This is a genomic window from Streptococcus parasanguinis (genome assembly GCF_019929185.1).
Lineage (GTDB): Bacteria > Bacillota > Bacilli > Lactobacillales > Streptococcaceae > Streptococcus > Streptococcus parasanguinis_O.
In genome coordinates, this window is record NZ_JAHZPC010000016.1 from 1 (window position 1) to 16,749 (window position 16,749).

At 45.2% G+C, this 16,749-nt stretch carries 16 protein-coding genes and 1 pseudogene; 16 read left to right on the top strand and 1 reads right to left on the bottom strand.

The window, feature by feature from the left end; translation table 11 throughout:
* Both K1I56_RS08715 and K1I56_RS08720 read left to right on the top strand, forming a co-directional pair.
* Positions 1–202: hypothetical protein (locus K1I56_RS08715; protein ID WP_223325776.1), on the top strand; the 202-nt coding region annotated here is incomplete at its 5' end.
* Between the two features lie 254 nt (positions 203–456).
* Positions 457–1,731 carry a uracil-xanthine permease family protein gene (locus K1I56_RS08720; protein WP_223325777.1) on the top strand — a complete coding sequence of 425 codons (1,275 nt, stop codon included), beginning with the start codon at positions 457–459 and terminating at the stop codon, positions 1,729–1,731.
* Positions 1,732–1,894: 163 nt separating this feature from the next.
* Here K1I56_RS08720 and K1I56_RS08725 read toward each other — a convergent pair whose 3' ends face one another.
* Entirely contained in the window at positions 1,895–2,236 is a 342-nt protein-coding gene (locus tag K1I56_RS08725; RefSeq protein WP_013904437.1) for a metal-sulfur cluster assembly factor, read from the bottom strand.
* Between the two features lie 170 nt (positions 2,237–2,406).
* Between K1I56_RS08725 and hisS the strand changes: the two genes are divergently transcribed.
* The 14 genes and pseudogenes from hisS to K1I56_RS08790 all read left to right on the top strand — a co-directional run bounded on the left by hisS (position 2,407) and on the right by K1I56_RS08790 (position 16,725).
* Positions 2,407–3,690, top strand: coding sequence for a histidine--tRNA ligase (hisS, locus tag K1I56_RS08730; RefSeq protein WP_223325778.1), 1,284 nt, complete (start codon positions 2,407–2,409; stop codon positions 3,688–3,690).
* 180 nt (positions 3,691–3,870) lie between these two features.
* Positions 3,871–5,355: a threonine synthase gene (gene thrC, locus K1I56_RS08735; RefSeq protein WP_014712664.1), complete on the top strand. Its 1,485-nt coding sequence runs from the start codon at positions 3,871–3,873 to the stop codon at positions 5,353–5,355.
* Between the two features lie 50 nt (positions 5,356–5,405).
* Positions 5,406–6,686, top strand: coding sequence for an MATE family efflux transporter (locus K1I56_RS08740; RefSeq protein ID WP_223325779.1), 1,281 nt, complete (start codon positions 5,406–5,408; stop codon positions 6,684–6,686).
* A complete protein-coding gene (locus tag K1I56_RS08745) occupies positions 6,683–7,312 on the top strand; it encodes an HAD-IA family hydrolase (protein WP_223325780.1) in 630 nt (209 codons plus the stop codon). The genes K1I56_RS08740 and K1I56_RS08745 overlap by 4 nt, the downstream gene beginning before the upstream one ends.
* 268 nt (positions 7,313–7,580) lie before the next feature.
* On the top strand, positions 7,581–8,009 hold the full coding sequence (locus K1I56_RS08750) for a MarR family winged helix-turn-helix transcriptional regulator (RefSeq protein WP_223325781.1): 429 nt from the start codon (positions 7,581–7,583) through the stop codon (positions 8,007–8,009).
* Between the two features lie 15 nt (positions 8,010–8,024).
* Positions 8,025–8,387, top strand: coding sequence for a DUF1304 domain-containing protein (locus K1I56_RS08755; RefSeq protein WP_003009544.1), 363 nt, complete (start codon positions 8,025–8,027; stop codon positions 8,385–8,387).
* A 492-nt stretch (positions 8,388–8,879) separates the two neighbouring features.
* Positions 8,880–10,238: an anthranilate synthase component I gene (trpE, locus tag K1I56_RS08760; protein ID WP_195424315.1), complete on the top strand. Its 1,359-nt coding sequence runs from the start codon at positions 8,880–8,882 to the stop codon at positions 10,236–10,238.
* Positions 10,235–10,795: pseudogene (locus K1I56_RS09965) on the top strand (aminodeoxychorismate/anthranilate synthase component II); the annotation flags it as partial. The gene trpE and the pseudogene K1I56_RS09965, both read left to right, overlap by 4 nt.
* 9 nt (positions 10,796–10,804) lie before the next feature.
* Complete coding sequence (trpD, locus tag K1I56_RS09970) at positions 10,805–11,809, top strand: anthranilate phosphoribosyltransferase (RefSeq protein WP_229060287.1); 1,005 nt, start codon at positions 10,805–10,807, stop codon at positions 11,807–11,809.
* Positions 11,806–12,573: an indole-3-glycerol phosphate synthase TrpC gene (trpC, locus tag K1I56_RS08770; RefSeq protein ID WP_223325783.1), complete on the top strand. Its 768-nt coding sequence runs from the start codon at positions 11,806–11,808 to the stop codon at positions 12,571–12,573. The genes trpD and trpC overlap by 4 nt, the downstream gene beginning before the upstream one ends.
* A complete protein-coding gene (locus tag K1I56_RS08775) occupies positions 12,560–13,147 on the top strand; it encodes a phosphoribosylanthranilate isomerase (protein ID WP_223325784.1) in 588 nt (195 codons plus the stop codon). The genes trpC and K1I56_RS08775 overlap by 14 nt, the downstream gene beginning before the upstream one ends.
* The gene (gene trpB / locus K1I56_RS08780; protein ID WP_223325785.1) at positions 13,137–14,342 is read left to right on the top strand and encodes a tryptophan synthase subunit beta; all 1,206 of its coding nucleotides are present in this window, start codon (positions 13,137–13,139) and stop codon (positions 14,340–14,342) included. The genes K1I56_RS08775 and trpB overlap by 11 nt, the downstream gene beginning before the upstream one ends.
* Position 14,343: 1 nt before the next feature.
* Positions 14,344–15,120, top strand: coding sequence for a tryptophan synthase subunit alpha (gene trpA / locus K1I56_RS08785; RefSeq protein WP_223325786.1), 777 nt, complete (start codon positions 14,344–14,346; stop codon positions 15,118–15,120).
* Between the two features lie 141 nt (positions 15,121–15,261).
* On the top strand, positions 15,262–16,725 hold the full coding sequence (locus tag K1I56_RS08790) for an alpha-L-fucosidase (RefSeq protein WP_223325787.1): 1,464 nt from the start codon (positions 15,262–15,264) through the stop codon (positions 16,723–16,725).
* The last annotated feature ends 24 nt before the right edge of the window (positions 16,726–16,749 follow it).

The window sequence follows — 16,749 nt, forward strand, 5'->3', positions numbered from 1 at the left end:
CCCACTCAACCACTGCGTCTTGCTCGACAATCCAAAAATAATTGAGAGGCTAGGACTTTTGTCCCAGCCTCTTTTTTGGCTCAAAGTAGCTATTTTTAACCCTGTCGCTGAAGCGTATGAATATTACTTTTTGGGGGATTTGAGTGTATTATCTGTCATTTTTCTTGTAAATCCGTCTATAATTTGCTATAATTGTGACTAATCGAATCAATCCTTTAATACTGTCCAGAGAGGCAGGCAAGGAGCTATGGAAATGAAAGGCCTGGGAAGACCAGCCTATATTTTGTGTATCTCCTTGTTGTGGGGGATTTTTTTGTATATTGAAAAGTGGTTTGATAAAAAAGAAATCGTCGATGATGGAGCATGAAGCACTCCCTTACGATTTGGTCATCGAAGGTAGACGTTTTTGTTCAGCCATAGCTTGTCGCATCTTAATTTTAGGAGGTTTTTACGATCGTGAATGACGTTAAATATGATGTGAATGATATGCCAAAACCTGGTTTATTGGTTGGTTTATCTTTCCAGCATTTGTTTGCCATGTTTGGGGCGACAGTGCTGGTGCCGATTTTGGTTGGGATTGATCCTGCCATTGCTTTGTTCTCATCTGGTTTGGGGACCTTGGCTCACTTAACCGTGACCAAGTATAAGATTCCAGCCTACATGGGATCTAGTTTTGCTTATATTGCTGCTATGCAGATGTTGATGAAAACAGATGGGATCGCAGCAGTTGCCCAGGGTGCCATGGCGGGTGGTTTGGTCTACTTGTTTGTAGCTCTAATTGTTAAGCATGCGGGTAAAGATTGGATTAATAAGGTCCTTCCACCAATCGTGGTTGGTCCCATTATCATGGTAATTGGTTTGAGTCTTGCGAAGAATGCCGTCACTGATGCGACAACCTTAAATAAAAGCTATAGTGGTTATGCTCTATTGATTTCGATGGTGACCCTCTTTGCGGTTATCCTCTTTAACATGTATGGCAAGAAGATTGTCGGTGTCGTCCCAATTTTACTTGGATTAATTGTGGGCTATATTTTCTCATTGGCTCTTGGTTTGCTGACAGGACATAGTTTTGTCAATTTCTCAGAGGTAAGTGCGGCGCATTGGATTCAAGTCCCAAACTTTGACATTCCATTTGTGGATTATAGCTTTAAGCTCTATCCAAGTGCGATTTTGACCATGGCTCCGATTGCCTTTGTGACCATGACGGAACATTTTGGCCACCTCATGGTTTTAAATAGTTTGACTGAGCGTGATTACTTCAAGGATCCAGGGCTAGACCATACGCTTACTGGTGATGGCTTGGCACAGATTATTGCTGGATTCTTTGGAGCTCCTCCAGTAACTTCTTATGGGGAAAACATTGGGGTGATGGCCCTTAGTAAGGTCTACTCAGTTTACGTTATTTCAGGTGCAGCAGTGATTGCGGTTGTCATGAGCTTTATTGGGAAGCTATCAGCACTCTTGCACTCTATTCCAACTCCTGTATTGGGAGGTTTATCTATTGCCCTCTTTGGGGTTATCGCTGCTAGCGGTTTGAAAATTTTAGTTGAACATAAGATTGATTTTGATAATAAAAAGAATCTCTTGATTGCAAGTGTGATCTTGGTATCAGGGATCGGTGGTTTGATGATTGACCTCGGTGGTCTTCAAATCACTGGTGTGGCAACGTCAACCATTCTTGGAATTGTGTTGTATCAAATCCTTCCAGAACCAAAAGCTGACGAGGCTTAGTCCATTCTGGTAGTGAAAAAGTTTGAATGGATTTAAACATTATAAAAAACGAGGAACAAACTCTGATGGCAGAGCTGGTGTTCCTCGTTTTTTTATTGTGGATCGGATTTCCAAAGAGGCCTTCCTTCATTAGTTGAATGCATTTTTTAAAAGGTAATGCTTATTATCGTGGTGGAAGACCAAGGGCGATGCGCCCGTATCGGCTGATTCGTGTAATTTTCCAAGCGGGTGACCAGGTCACTTCAACCTTGACATCTTCGATCCCCTCGATTTCTTTTAGGCGAGCGACGATTTCGATCGGAAGGCTCTCAGCACAGCTACAAGCCGTATCGGTAAAGGTCATAACCACCTTGCAAGTGCCGGCTTCATCTAGATGGATCTCGTAGATCAGTCCCAGATTATAAACATCTAACTCAACATCGGTATCAAATACAAGCTCCAATTTTTCGATTAATGACTTCTCTAGTGCCAGGGCGCGGTCATTGATTTTGATATCCTCTCTCATCGCAAGATCCTTTCAGTGTAGTATGGCTTCCATTTTCTCATAATTCGGCTGATAAGGCAAGAAGAGAAAGAAGTTTTGAACATGTCGATCGAAGGAAATTCGATCCAGCCTCCATTTCTCTTCGAATTTGTGGTAAAATAGAGGCAAAAGTAAGACAAAGGATGAAGGCTATGAAATTACAAAAACCAAAAGGGACCCAGGATATCCTTCCTGGCGATTCAGCGAAATGGCAATATGTAGAAGGCTTTGCACGCAAGGTCTTTGCGCGATACAATTATGATGAAATCCGCACACCGATCTTCGAACATTATGAAGTCATCAGCCGTTCAGTAGGGGATACGACGGATATCGTTACCAAAGAAATGTATGACTTCTATGACAAGGGAGACCGTCATATCACGCTTCGTCCAGAAGGAACAGCTCCTGTTGTCCGCTCGTATGTAGAAAATAAACTCTTTGCGCCTGAGGTACAAAAACCAAGTAAGTTCTATTACATAGGCCCAATGTTCCGCTACGAACGTCCTCAAGCAGGTCGTTTGCGTCAATTCCACCAAATTGGGGTAGAATGCTTTGGATCGAGCAATCCTGCAACGGATGTCGAAACCATTGCCATGGCAGCGCAATTCCTGAAAGAACTAGGGATTGATAATGTGACCTTGCACTTGAACACCTTGGGAAGCCCTGCTAGTCGTCAGGCTTATCGTCAAGCCTTGATTGATTATCTCTTGCCAATGAAGGATCAATTGTCTAAGGACAGCCAACGTCGCTTAGAAGAAAATCCGCTTCGTGTCTTGGATTCAAAAGAAAAAGAAGACAAGGCCGCGGTTGAACAGGCTCCTTCCATCCTAGACTATCTTGATGAAGAAAGCCAAGCGCATTTTGATGCGGTTCGTCGGATGTTAGAAGATTTAGGTGTAGCCTATGTCATCGATACCAATATGGTGCGTGGCTTGGATTACTACAACCACACGATTTTTGAGTTCATTACAGAAATTGAAGGCAATGAATTGACAGTTTGTGCGGGTGGTCGCTATGATGGTTTGGTTGAATACTTCGGTGGCCCTGCGACAGCTGGTTTTGGATTTGGTATCGGTGTGGAACGGATCCTTCTCGTTCTTGAAAAGAAAGGCATTGAATTACCGATCGAAACAGGCCTAGATGCCTATATTGCCGTCCTAGGAGATGAAGTCAATGAAGCAGCGCTTAGCTTGGTTCAGGCCCTTCGAATCCAAGGTTTCAAGGCAGAACGTGATTACCTTGGACGCAAGCTCAAGGCACAATTTAAGTCAGCAGATGTCTTTGCGGCCAAAGCCTTGATTACCTTAGGAAGTAGTGAAGTTGAGAGCAGTCAAGTTACTGTGAAAAATAACCAAACTCGACAAGAAGTAACGGTAGCTCTTGAAAAATTGAAGAAAGACTTCCCATCTGTTTTAGCAGAGTTGGGATTGGCTTGATCAAGTCTTGCAGACACCTGAAAAACAGATTCGCATGGGAGTAGGAGCAAAGTCGTTGCGCCTGCTCTCTTTTATCTAGCTTCTGTTTGCTGACCTTTGCCAAGATTTGGCGAAAAGCCGTTAAATTTTCTGACATTTATGATATAATGAGAAGACTACTAGTAAAGGAATGAAACAGTCATGACATTAGTTTATCAATCAACACGAGATGAAAAAAATACTGTAACAGCTAGTCAAGCCATTCTTCAAGGATTGGCGACAGATGGCGGTTTGTTTACTCCAGTCTCTTATCCTCAAGTAGAGCTGGATTTTGATACCCTCAAAGATGCTTCTTACCAAGAAGTGGCCAAGCTTGTTTTGTCAGCCTTTTTGGACGACTTTACAGCAGAAGAGTTAGACTACTGTATTTCTCATGCTTATGACAGCAAGTTTGATACCCCAGCTATTGCTCCGCTTGTCAAACTCGATGGACAATACAACTTGGAGCTCTTCCACGGTTCCACCATTGCCTTTAAAGATATGGCTTTGTCGATCTTGCCTTACTTTATGACAACAGCAGCTAAAAAGCACGGTCTGGAAAATAAAATTGTCATCCTGACGGCGACTTCTGGAGATACAGGAAAAGCTGCGATGGCAGGTTTTGCCGATGTTCCAGGAACAGAGATCATTGTCTTTTATCCAAAAGATGGTGTCAGCAAGGTGCAAGAGTTGCAAATGACGACTCAAACGGGGGACAATACCCATGTCATCGCGATCGATGGAAACTTTGACGATGCCCAAACCAATGTCAAACACATGTTCAATGATGTGGCGCTCCGTGAAAAATTAGCAGCCAACAAGATGCAATTCTCATCAGCCAACTCTATGAACATTGGTCGTTTGGTGCCTCAGGTTGTCTATTACGTATACGCCTATGCGCAATTGGTGAAGACAGGCCAAATCACAGCAGGAGAAAAAGTCAACTTTACCGTCCCAACAGGAAACTTTGGAAATATCTTGGCAGCTTTCTATGCCAAACAAATCGGTCTTCCAGTTGGAAAATTGATCTGTGCGTCAAATGAAAACAATGTCTTGACAGACTTCTTCAAAACACATGTCTATGATAAGAAACGTGAGTTCAAGGTGACCACCAGTCCATCGATGGATATTTTGGTCTCTTCAAACTTGGAACGCTTGATTTTCCACTTGGTAGGCAATGATGCCACAAAGACCAAAGAATTGATGGAAAGCCTTGTTGCAACAGGTCAGTACCAATTGTCCAACTTTGATGCAGACATCTTAGATTTGTTTGCGGCTGCATACGCAGATGAAGCAGAAACTGCTGCAGAGATCAAGCGGGTCTATGAAGCGTCTGATTACATCGAAGACCCTCATACAGCCGTAGCATCAGCCGTTTACCAAAAATACCGGACCCAAACAGGGGATACTGCTAAAACAGTCATTGCCTCTACAGCAAGTCCTTATAAATTCCCAGTTGTGGCAGTAGAAGCGGTGACGGGCGAGACAGGTCTAGGCGATTTCGAAGCCTTGGCTAAATTACACACACTCTCAGGTGTTCCTGTGCCACCGGCTGTAGACGGCCTTGAAACTGCACCAGTTCGCCATCGTACAAGCGTGGCAGCCAAAGACATGCAAGCAGCCGTAGAAGACTACTTGGGACTTTAATTCTCTGTATTAGAAAGATCAAAAGAGCCGTTTGGCTCTTTTATATACTCATGAATTCATACAAAAAAATCTTAAACATCGCCCTTCCTGCCATGGGTGAAAATTTCTTACAAATGCTGATGGGCATGGTGGACTCTTATTTAGTGGCTTACCTGGGCTTGATTGCCATTTCAGGTGTTTCCGTCGCAGGGAATATCATCACCATTTATCAAGCCATCTTTTTGGCACTGGGTGCGGCAGTTGCCAGTGTTATGTCCAAAAGCTTGGGTGAAAAAAATCAAGACAATATTGCCTACCATGCGACAGAGTCACTGAAGGTGACCTTGTTGTTGAGTGCTCTCTTAGGAGGGGCTTCGCTGTTATTTGGACGCCAGATGATTTCGCTGTTGGGGACTGAAGCTGCAGTAGCCGAAAGTGGGGGGATTTACCTTTCCTTGGTTGGCGGGACCATAGTTCTCTTAGGATTGATGACGACCTTGGGCTCCTTGGTTCGGGTGGCCAACAATCCACGTATTCCTATGTATGTGAGCCTGTTGACCAATCTATTAAACGCTCTGTTCTCCTCTGTAGCCATTTTCCTTTTTGGTTGGGGCATTGTTGGTGCAGCTTTGGGGACAGTGCTGGCCCGTCTGGTGGGCGTCATCCTCTTGTGGCAAAAGGTCCAGCTACCCTTTGCCCCCCTTGGTTGGGGATTGGATCGTAAGCTCTTGAACTTAGCGCTTCCAGCTGCCGGGGAGCGGCTGATGATGCGAGCTGGAGATGTGGTGATCATTGCGATCGTGGTTGCTTTTGGGACCGAGGCAGTCGCAGGAAATGCCATCGGAGAGACCTTGACCCAGTTTAACTATATGCCTGTATTTGGAGTGGCCACAGCGACGGTCATGCTCGTGGCACGGAGCCTAGGTGAAGGTGATCTTGAGCAGATTGCTCGCCTTCGAAAGCAGTCTTACTGGTTGTCCTTCGTGTTAATGTTACCTATTGCCTTGGGAATCTTTTTTGGGGGCACCCTTCTGACCCATCTCTACACCCAAGATACAAAAGCAGTAGAAGCTAGTTTATCGGTTGTCCTCTTTTCTTTGTTGGGAACGCCGTTTACGGCAGGGACAGTCATCTATACAGCTGTTTGGCAAGGCTTGGGAAATGGGAAGCTTCCATTTTATGCGACGACGATTGGCATGTGGGTCATTCGAATTGGAGCCGGTTATCTGCTTGGAGTAACCCTTGGCTTTGGCCTTCCAGGGGTCTGGACGGGGACGCTGCTCGACAATGGCTTCCGTTGGCTATTTTTGAGTCAGCTATATAGACGAAAAGTAGGAGAGAAGAAAAAATGACAAAACGAGCCTTTATTTGGGATTTGGATGGGACCTTGCTAGATTCCTATGATGCTATTCTGGCAGGTCTTGAGGAGACCTATGCAACTTATCAGCTTCCCTTTGACCGAGCCAGCATTAAAGATTTCATCTTGAAGCATTCGGTTCAAGATCTTTTAGTAGCCGTGGCGGAGGAGTATCATCTGGATGTAACTGACTTGAATCGTCGCCGAGCTGAAAGTCTAGCGGAGAAAAATGCCCAGGTCCTTCTGATGGATGGGGCGCGTGATGTCCTATCCTGGGGACAAGAAGCTGGAATTGAGCAGTTTGTCTATACCCATAAGGGAGAAAATGCCTTTGTCATCCTGCGGGACTTGGGCTTGGAATCTTTTTTTACAGAGATTTTGACCAGTCAAAGTGGTTTTGCCCGCAAGCCTGACCCAGAAGCTGCTAGGTATCTGATGGAGAAGTACGGGTTGGAGCCAGAAAATACCTACTATATTGGGGATCGGAGCCTGGATATTGACTTTGCAAGAAATAGCCAGATTCAGAGTATCAATTTCTTGACGTCTGACTATCAAGGCAATCGTCAGATGAACACCTTACTAGATATTCCAGTTATTTTAAACGCTGAAAAGAATCTGTAAAGAATTTGTTTTCATTTTGAAATAAAGTCGTAAGCTTTCTTTAAGAAATGTCCGCTATAATAGAACCATAAACAAAGACCTCCTAACTTTGTTTAGAAAAATCCTAAAACTTTTCTTTTTCATAATAATCTCCCTAAGAGTCGCCAAATCAGGCGGCTTTTTTTGTGCGAAAAAACAGTGCAAGCTCTTTTCCTTGCCAGGATAGAAGAAAAAGTTTATAATTGACTAGTCAATTATTGATTTATCAAAAATAGATCGGAGAAGAGCTATGGCAGAAATAAATGATTTGCTCTACCAACTACGTTTGGCAGATCAATCAACTACGCAACTTTTTGAAAAGCGCCTAGGGATTAGCTTAACACGTTATCAAATTTTGCAGGATTTATTAGAACAAGCGCCTTGCAATCAGATCGCGGTTCAGGAACGCTTGCAGATTGATCCAGCGGCCTTAACCCGGCATTTCAAAATATTGGAAAAGGAAGGGTTTGTCCATCGGAGTCGAAATCCAAAAAACCAGCGGGAAATCTTAATTCATTTGACGGATAAGGCCTATAATCGTTTGGTCAAACATCCCCCTCGCCATCATGTGGCGGTGAAAGAACAGATGAGTCGGATTTTGACTGCTCAAGAACAAGAGCAATTTTCTTACCTGCTGGACAAATTAGTATCTGGCATTGAACAAATAACAGTTGAATAAAAAGGAGAATCTACGATGTCATTACTGACGATTATTTTAGCAAGTCTTGCTGCACTGGAGCATTTGTATATTTTTTATTTGGAGAGCATCAGAACCACATCTGATACCACAAGTCGGGTTTTCAACATGGATAAAGAAGAACTCGCTCGCCCATCTGTGACCTCTTTATTTAAGAATCAAGGGATATACAATGCCTTGATTGGGGTGTTCCTCTTGTATGGATTGTTTGTCTCTAAAAATAGTGAAGTTGTTACGATTTTTGTGCTTTTTATTATTGGAGCTGCAGCCTACGGTGCGATGACAGCCAATAAAAAGATTATCTTGACCCAAGGTGGTCCTGCAATTTTAGCTTTATTGAGTATCCTATTGTTGGGATAAAAAGAACGGGCCGCTAGGGCTCTTTGAGCTGATTTTATTAAATAAGTGTAGAAAAAAGTATAAAAAAAGACTAAAAATTTTATTGACTTTCTAAGAAAAAGGGTTATAATGGTAGCAACAGAAAAGTAATGAGTCAGCTATTTTCAGGGAGCTTGTGGGAATTGTGAACAAGCAATAGCGACTGATGAAAATTGGACTGTTGTTATCAATGAATTCTAACCCATGTGAATTCGGTTGGCACCCCTTACCGTGCAACTCCTTGATAGAGGAGATAGAGATGTAGGGAAAAACCAGCTATTTTTCCCTATAAAAGAGGTGGCACCGCGGACACTACGCCCTCACACAGTTTTTTGTGTGAGGGCTTTTCTATGTGCCTTAGCAAGCGTGCACATTGATCCCAAAGCGGAAATAGAGCGTGGGATAACCGTGATAGCCTTAGCAAGCGACGTTACGATTCATTAGAAAAAGAGTTCTAGAAGAGAGGTTTCTGATATGAAAAAAGTTTTATCTGCTGATGTGTTGAGTCCAATTTTGGCTTATATGCGTTTGGATGCGCCCCATAAAATGATCTTGGAGTCGATCCCTCGTGAAAAAGAGAATGCGCGTTTTTCAATTGTAGCCTATCGGCCAGTCAGTGAAGTCAAGTTTGAAAATGGCATTCTCTATTACAATGATCAAATTGTTGAAGAGGATCCTTTGGACTTTTTGAACCGCATCACGGTCAAAACGAAAACTTCCGAAGAGCTTCCTTTTAACGGTGGGACGATTGGATTTGTCGGTTATGACTTGATTGGCCTCTATGAGAACATCGGTTCTATTCCGGAAGATACGATCGGCACCCCAGATCTCCACTTTTTCTTATATGAGAGCTATGTGATTTTTGATCACAAAAAGGAAAAGGTCTATGTGGTGGAAGAGAACCTCTATAGTGGACGGAGTGAAGCAGAGCAAGCGTCGAGCTTGGAGCAAGTGTTAGCACAATTGGCAAGACCTGCAAAAGAAGAGTTTCAGGACAAGGACCTGCATGCGCTTCATTTCCACAATCATTTGGAGCAAAAAGAGTTTGAGGAAATGGTGGCCCTAGCCCGGGACTATATTCGAAAGGGAGATATGTTCCAATGCGTGCTCAGTCAACGTTTTTCAGCTGATTTTTCAGGCAAACCATTGGATTATTACCGCAATTTGCGCGTGACCAACCCTTCGAATTATCTCTACTTTTATGATTTTGGGGAGTACCAAATTATCGGTGCCAGTCCAGAAAGTCTAGTGTCTGTCAAGGATCGAGTGGTGACAACCAATCCCATTGCTGGCACGCGTCCAAGAGGGATCGATGAAGAGTCTGATCGGCAATTGGCAGCTGATTTGACAGGGGATCCCAAAGAAGTCGCAGAACACCGAATGTTGGTGGATCTAGGGCGAAACGATATTGGACGTATCGCTCAAAATGGGTCAGTTGAAGTGACCAAATATATGGAAGTGGAATTCTTCCGTTATGTCATGCACTTGACCAGTGTGGTCAAGGGGCAACTACTTCCTGGACTAGCCTCCATTGAGGCTCTGAAGGCAACTCTTCCAGCTGGGACCGTTTCGGGTGCTCCCAAGATTCGAGCCATGAAGCGAATCTATGAAGCAGAAAAAGAAAAACGAGGCGTCTATGCGGGGGCTATTGGCTATCTCTCTGTGACGGGGGATCTCGATTTTGCTATTGCGATTCGAACCATGATCCTCAAAAATAAGAAGGCTTATGTGCAGGCCGGAGCAGGAATCGTTTATGATTCGATCGCTGAAAATGAATACCAAGAAACCGTCAATAAGGCAAAATCAATGACAAGGATTGGAGAAGAAGGATGATTTTATTAGTAGATAATTACGATTCATTTACCTACAATTTAGCACAGTATATCGGAAAATTTGATGAGGTCCAGGTGCTTCGAAATGATGATCCGGACTTGTACCAAGTTGCCCAAGAAGCAGATGCCTTGGTCTTTTCTCCAGGTCCAGGTTGGCCAAAGGATGCGGGCAAGATGGAGGAGATGATTCGAGATTTCGCGGGGATCAAACCAATCTTGGGGATTTGCTTGGGGCATCAAGCGATTGCGGAAGTTTTTGGAGGGCGCTTGGGATTGGCACCACAGGTCATGCATGGCAAACAAAGCCAGATCCAGCTAGAAGCTCCATCTCCGCTATACGCGGGTGTCGCAAAAGAAGTCCCAGTCATGCGCTATCATTCGCTGACGATTGAAGACATGCCAGAGGATTTTGTCATTACCTCTCGGACGACGGATGATCAAGCCATTATGGGAATTCAACACCGCAGCTTACCGATTTATGGTTTTCAATACCATCCAGAAAGTATCGGGACGCCAGATGGGCTCAAGACCATCGAAAATTTTGTCAAACTAGTCAAGGAGCGGAAGATGAAACAAGTGCTTGCAAAAGTGGCGGAAGGAATGGATCTAACCAGTGCAGAGTTAGAAGCTGCTATGGAGGAAGTCGTTGCTGGTCGTGCTTCAGAAGCCCAGGTGACGGCCCTTCTTCTAGGTCTCAAAATGAAGGGAGAAACGGTTGAAGAGCGGACGGCTATTGCAAAAGTGATGCAGGCTTATGCAGTCGCTATTCCTACAGAAGTTCAAGGAGCGATGGACAATTGTGGAACTGGGGGCGATCGTTCTTATAGTTTCAACATTTCAACAACAGCTGCCTTCGTCCTTGCTGGTGGTGGCATCAAGATGGCGAAACACGGAAATCGTTCGATCTCTTCTAAATCCGGTTCTGCGGATGTACTAGAAGCTCTAGGAATTAACCTTGATTTGGGTCCAGAAGACTTGGGACGAGTGTTTGAAAAGGCGGGAATTGTCTTCCTATTTGCCAAAAATCTGCATCCTGGCATGCGCTATATTATGCCCGCTCGCTTGGCGCTAGGGGTTCCAACGGTGATGAACTTAACCGGTCCTCTTATCAATCCGATTCCTCTAGAAACCCAGCTATTGGGAACCAGTCGTCCAGATATGCTGGAAAGTACGGCGGAGATTCTAAAGAATTTGGGTCGGAAACGCGCAGTGGTGGTGAGTGGCCCACAAGGTTTGGACGAGGCAGGCCTTGATGGAGAAACCCAGCTCGCTATTCTGGAAGATGGACAGGTTACCTTATCCAGCTTTCAACCAGAAGATATCGGAATGGAGCGCATTGAAATTGATCAAGTACGAGGTGGTGACGCCAAACGCAATGCGGAAATTTTGCTCAGTGTCTTAAAGAATGAAGCAAGTCCCTTCTTAGAGGTGACTGTTTTAAATGCTGGCCTTGGTTTTTATGCCAACGGCAAGGTAGATTCTATCAAGGAGGGGATTGCCTTGGCACGTGAAGTGATTGCCAGTGGGGCTGCCCTTGAGAAATTGAGATTATTACAGGAGTATCAAAAATGAGTCAAGAATTCTTGCCAAAGATTCTAAAGGAAAAGGCGCGGGAAGTGGCTGCGATGAAGGAAGAGGAGCTCCAACCTTTGCGCGAGACCTACCGCTTGTATGATTACCTAAAGAGTCATCCAGAAAAGCTTCAGGTCATTGCGGAGGTGAAAAAGGCCAGCCCGAGTCTGGGAGATATTCATGTCGATGTGGATATCGTCGCGCAGGCTAAGACTTACGAAGAAAATGGGGCCGTGATGATTTCTGTGTTGACTGATGAAGTGTTTTTCAAGGGCAGTATCGAGTATCTCCGGGAAATATCTAGTCAAGTACGTATCCCCACCCTCAACAAAGATTTTATTGTGGATGAAAAGCAAGTGATTCGGGCGCGAAATGCAGGGGCAACCGTGATCTTGTTGATTGTTGCAGCCTTATCAGAGGCTCGTCTGAAGGAGCTCTATGAGTTTGCGACCCATCTTGGCTTGGAGGTCTTGGTGGAGACCCATCATCTGGCAGAACTAGAGGTCGCTCACCGGATTGGGGCTCAGATCATCGGGGTCAATAATCGTAACTTGGTGACCTTTGAGACAGATCTCCATACTAGCCTTGAATTGGCGACAAGCTTTGAACAAGAACGGGTTTACATCTCTGAGTCTGCTATTTTCACAGCAGCAGACGCGCGCATGCTGGCTCCTTATTTTAATGGCATTCTCGTTGGGACAGCCCTCATGAAGGCAGACAATGTGGCTGAAAAAGTAAAGGAGTTGCAGATTGACAAAGGTTAAAATTTGCGGACTGTCCACTCCGGAAGCCGTCCAGACCGCTGTTGAGGCCGGTGCGGACTACATTGGTTTCGTCTTTGCACCAAGCAAACGGCAAGTAACACTGGAGCAAGCCCGGCAGTTGGCTACAGGGATTTCAGAGGGAGTTCAAAAAGTCGGTGTTTTTGTATCGCCACAAAGAGAAGAAGTGGAGCAAGCTTGCCAAGTTGTGGGCTTGGACCTGATACAGGTGCATGGGCCGATAGATGAAACCATCTTGCAAGACCTTCCCCAACAAACGATTCGCGCTGTTCAAGTGGGGAAAGATGCAGCACTCCCTGAGACCAGTGCCGATTATCTGCTCTTTGATGCTCCAGTAGCAGGAAGTGGAGAGACGTTTAACTGGCAAGAACTCGAAACCCAAAATTTCACAAAGCCCTTCTTTATTGCAGGAGGCTTGACGGAAGATAATGTAGCAGATGCCATTCGCTTCTTTCATCCTTATGCGGTGGATGTATCCAGTGGGGTCGAAACAAATGGAAAAAAAGATCCAGAGAAGATAAAACGATTTATAGAAAGGGTCAAACATGGCATATAAACAACCAGATCAAAATGGATTTTATGGGCGGTTCGGGGGACGTTTTGTCCCTGAAACCTTGATGACAGCAGTTTTAGAATTAGAAGAAGCCTACAGAGAAAGTCAAGCAGATCCTTCTTTTCAAGAAGAATTGGATCAGCTTCTGAAACAATATGTCGGTCGGGAAACACCGCTCTATTATGCTAAAAATCTTACCAAACATGTCGGTGGAGCCAAGATCTTTCTTAAAAGAGAAGATCTCAACCACACAGGAGCTCATAAAATTAATAATGCTCTAGGGCAGGTTTTGCTGGCACACCGAATGGGTAAAAAGAAGATCATCGCAGAAACAGGGGCCGGACAGCACGGTGTTGCAACGGCAACGGCCGCTGCTTTATTTGATATGGAATGCACCATCTACATGGGGGAAGAAGATGTCAGACGCCAAGCCCTCAATGTCTTTCGGATGGAGTTGTTGGGCGCCAAGGTTCAATCAGTAACAGATGGGTCGCGTGTTCTCAAGGATGCAGTCAATGCTGCCCTTAGAGCTTGGGTAGCAAATGTGGAGGATACCCACTATATCATGGGTTCTGCTCTAGGACCTCACCCATTCCCAGAAATTGTCCGTGATTTTCAAAGTGTCATTGGCCGAGAAGCCAAACGCCAATTTGCAGAGCAAAATGATGGTGCATTACCAAATGCAGTTTTAGCCTGTGTAGGAGGCGGATCGAACGCCATTGGGCTCTTTTATCCTTTTGTTGAGGATACCTCTGTTGCCATGTATGGGGCAGAAGCTGCTGGCCTTGGAGTGGATACAGACCAACATGCAGCAACCTTGACCAAGGGGCGTCCGGGAGTCCTTCACGGAGCCTTGATGGATGTGTTACAGGATGCCCATGGACAGATTTTAGAAGCCTTCTCGATTTCAGCAGGTCTCGATTACCCAGGGATTGGGCCAGAGCATTCTTATTTTCATGAAATCAAGCGGGCAACCTATGTGCCTGTGACAGACCAAGAAGCGCTAGAAGCCTTTCAGTTGCTTTCAAAAGTAGAAGGAATCATTCCAGCTCTGGAATCGAGCCATGCTATCGCCTATGCGGTAAAATTGGCCAAGGAAATGGGGCCTGAAAAATCTATGATCGTTTGCTTATCAGGTCGTGGGGATAAAGATGTGGTACAAGTCAAAGACCGCCTAGAACAAGAGAGAGGAGAGTAAGATGGGAAAGACCTTAACAGAGCATTTACAAAAGCTGACAGACCAGCAGCAAGGGATCTTTGTTCCTTATATTATGGCAGGAGATCATGAAAAAGGCTTGGCAGGTTTGCAGGAAACCATCCAATTTTTGGAGGAGCTTGGTGTCTCAGCTATTGAGGTTGGCATTCCTTTTTCGGATCCGGTGGCAGATGGTCCTGTGATTGAAGAGGCGGGACTACGAAGTTTAGCCCATGGGACGACGACAGAGGAACTGGTGCAAACGATCCAGCACTTAGAGACAAGTGTTCCTTTGGTCATCATGACCTATTTCAACCCCTTGTTCCAATATGGGCTCGAAAACTTCTTTAGAGATGTAGAAGGAACAGCGGTCAAGGGAGTGATTATTCCGGATCTTCCTCATGAGCATGCGGATCTGGTAGAGCCTCTATTAGTGGATAAAGACATCGCTTTGGTGCCGCTAGTGAGTCTAACCACAGGAATCGAGCGCCAGAAGAAATTGATCCATGATGCAGAAGGATTTATCTATGCCGTTGCTGTCAATGGGGTGACGGGGAAAGCTGGTAGCTATCGAGATGATTTGGATCACCACTTGGCCCAATTACACGGAATAGCGTCCATTCCTGTTTTAACAGGTTTTGGAGTTTCCAGCATGGAGGATGTTCACCGTTTCAACAAGGTCTCAGATGGGGTTATTGTGGGGTCCAAAATCGTTAAGGCTCTCCACCAAGGAGAGACAGATGCCATCGCTCGTTTTATTTCTCAAGCAGTGAAGGGCTAGAAGCTTCATTTTATTCATCATCAGCTTGATTCTCCTAGATCAAGCTCTTTGTCTACTATTTTAAACATTCCCCTCGTTTGTCTTTACAAACGAGGCTTTCTCGTTACAATAGAGGTAGTAACAAGAAAAGAGGAGAAGAGAATGATAAGCCTTGAAGAGATTGATCAAGTTGTCCAGTCAGGTCCTTTTGAACCAACCTGGGACTCTCTTAGCCATCAAGTCTGTCCAGATTGGTATCGAGATGCCAAATTTGGAATATTTATCCACTGGGGCGTCTACAGTGTACCTGCCTTTGGTTCGGAATGGTATTCGCGAAATATGTATATCCAAGGGAATCCTTGTTATGACTATCATCGAGAGCATTTTGGAGACCAGGCCGGCTTTGGCTACAAGGATCTCATTCCTCTTTTTACAGCCGATCGCTTTGATCCGGCATCTTGGCTAGATCTCTTTCAAAAAGCGGGAGCCCAGTATCTTTTTCCAGTTGCGGAGCACCACGATGGTTTTCAGATGTATGCCTCTACTCTCTCGCCTTATAATAGTTTAGAAATGGGGCCGAGACGAGATGTCTTAGGAGAGCTGAGGGAGGAAGCAGAAAAACGTGGCCTGCACTTCTGTACGTCCTCTCACCGGGCAGAACACCAGTTTTTCTTTTCACATGGCAAGAAATTCACTAGTGACATTCCGAAAGAAGTCCCAAGAGACAGCCTTTATTGGCCGGCGGAGCCAGAACCCAAGGATCATTTTGATCTGACTTCCAAGCCTTATCCAAGCAAAGAATTCTTGGAAGATTGGCTTTTGCGAACCTGTGAACTGGTGCGGGACTACCAACCAGAGCTCCTATATTTTGACTGGTGGATCCAGCATGAGAGTTTCCGTCCCTACTTGATGCGCTTTTTGGCTTATTATTACAATCTAGTAGCACAAGAGGATCGCAAGGTGGCTGTTTGTTACAAACAGGATGCCCTCCCTTTCGGTTCAGGAATCGTTGAGATGGAGCGGGGAGGATACGGAGAGACGCAAGCCTTTCCGTGGCAAATGGATACCGCGATCGCCCGTAATTCTTGGTGCTATACCCAGGATCTAGCCTACAAGACCAGTAAGGAATTGCTACAAAATTTAGTCGATGTTGTGGCCAAAAATGGCAATCTTCTGCTCAATATTGGACCCAAGGCAGACGGCACGATCCCTGAGCAAGACCAAGACATCCTCACAGAGATCGGGGACTGGCTGGCGGTAAATGGAGAAGCCATTTATCAGAGTCGGCCTTGGCGGGTGTCATCGGACGGACCGACCGAGGCCCAGGAAGGTTCCTTCTCAGATGGAGAAGCGCCACTCTATACCAGCCAAGATTTTCGCTATACCATGCGTGATGGTTTTCTTTATGCCATCCAGCTGGAACCAAGTGGAAGGACGGAAGAGTTGACCTTGTCGTCTCTCGCCTATGATCTCAAGCAACCGAGAATTCTTCATGCGCGCATTCAAAAGCTAGAGCTCCTTGGAGAAAGCCAGCCCCTTTCTTGGAGCCAAGATGAGACAGGGCTCCATCTTCAGTTACCAGCTTGTAGGAAAAAACAACCGCGTGTTTTGCGCCTCAGCTTTTAGTTTTCTTGAAGCTTTCTATAAGGA

Coding starts and splice junctions, on each gene's coding strand:
- K1I56_RS08725 (WP_013904437.1), bottom strand. CDS start 2,236: ATGAGAGAGGATATCAAAATCAATGACCGCGCCCTGGCACTAGAGAAG.
- hisS (WP_223325778.1), top strand. CDS start 2,407: ATGAAATTACAAAAACCAAAAGGGACCCAGGATATCCTTCCTGGCGAT.
- thrC (WP_014712664.1), top strand. CDS start 3,871: ATGACATTAGTTTATCAATCAACACGAGATGAAAAAAATACTGTAACA.
- K1I56_RS08740 (WP_223325779.1), top strand. CDS start 5,406: ATGAATTCATACAAAAAAATCTTAAACATCGCCCTTCCTGCCATGGGT.
- K1I56_RS08745 (WP_223325780.1), top strand. CDS start 6,683: ATGACAAAACGAGCCTTTATTTGGGATTTGGATGGGACCTTGCTAGAT.
- K1I56_RS08750 (WP_223325781.1), top strand. CDS start 7,581: ATGGCAGAAATAAATGATTTGCTCTACCAACTACGTTTGGCAGATCAA.
- K1I56_RS08755 (WP_003009544.1), top strand. CDS start 8,025: ATGTCATTACTGACGATTATTTTAGCAAGTCTTGCTGCACTGGAGCAT.
- trpE (WP_195424315.1), top strand. CDS start 8,880: ATGAAAAAAGTTTTATCTGCTGATGTGTTGAGTCCAATTTTGGCTTAT.
- trpD (WP_229060287.1), top strand. CDS start 10,805: ATGAAACAAGTGCTTGCAAAAGTGGCGGAAGGAATGGATCTAACCAGT.
- trpC (WP_223325783.1), top strand. CDS start 11,806: ATGAGTCAAGAATTCTTGCCAAAGATTCTAAAGGAAAAGGCGCGGGAA.
- trpB (WP_223325785.1), top strand. CDS start 13,137: ATGGCATATAAACAACCAGATCAAAATGGATTTTATGGGCGGTTCGGG.
- trpA (WP_223325786.1), top strand. CDS start 14,344: ATGGGAAAGACCTTAACAGAGCATTTACAAAAGCTGACAGACCAGCAG.
- K1I56_RS08790 (WP_223325787.1), top strand. CDS start 15,262: ATGATAAGCCTTGAAGAGATTGATCAAGTTGTCCAGTCAGGTCCTTTT.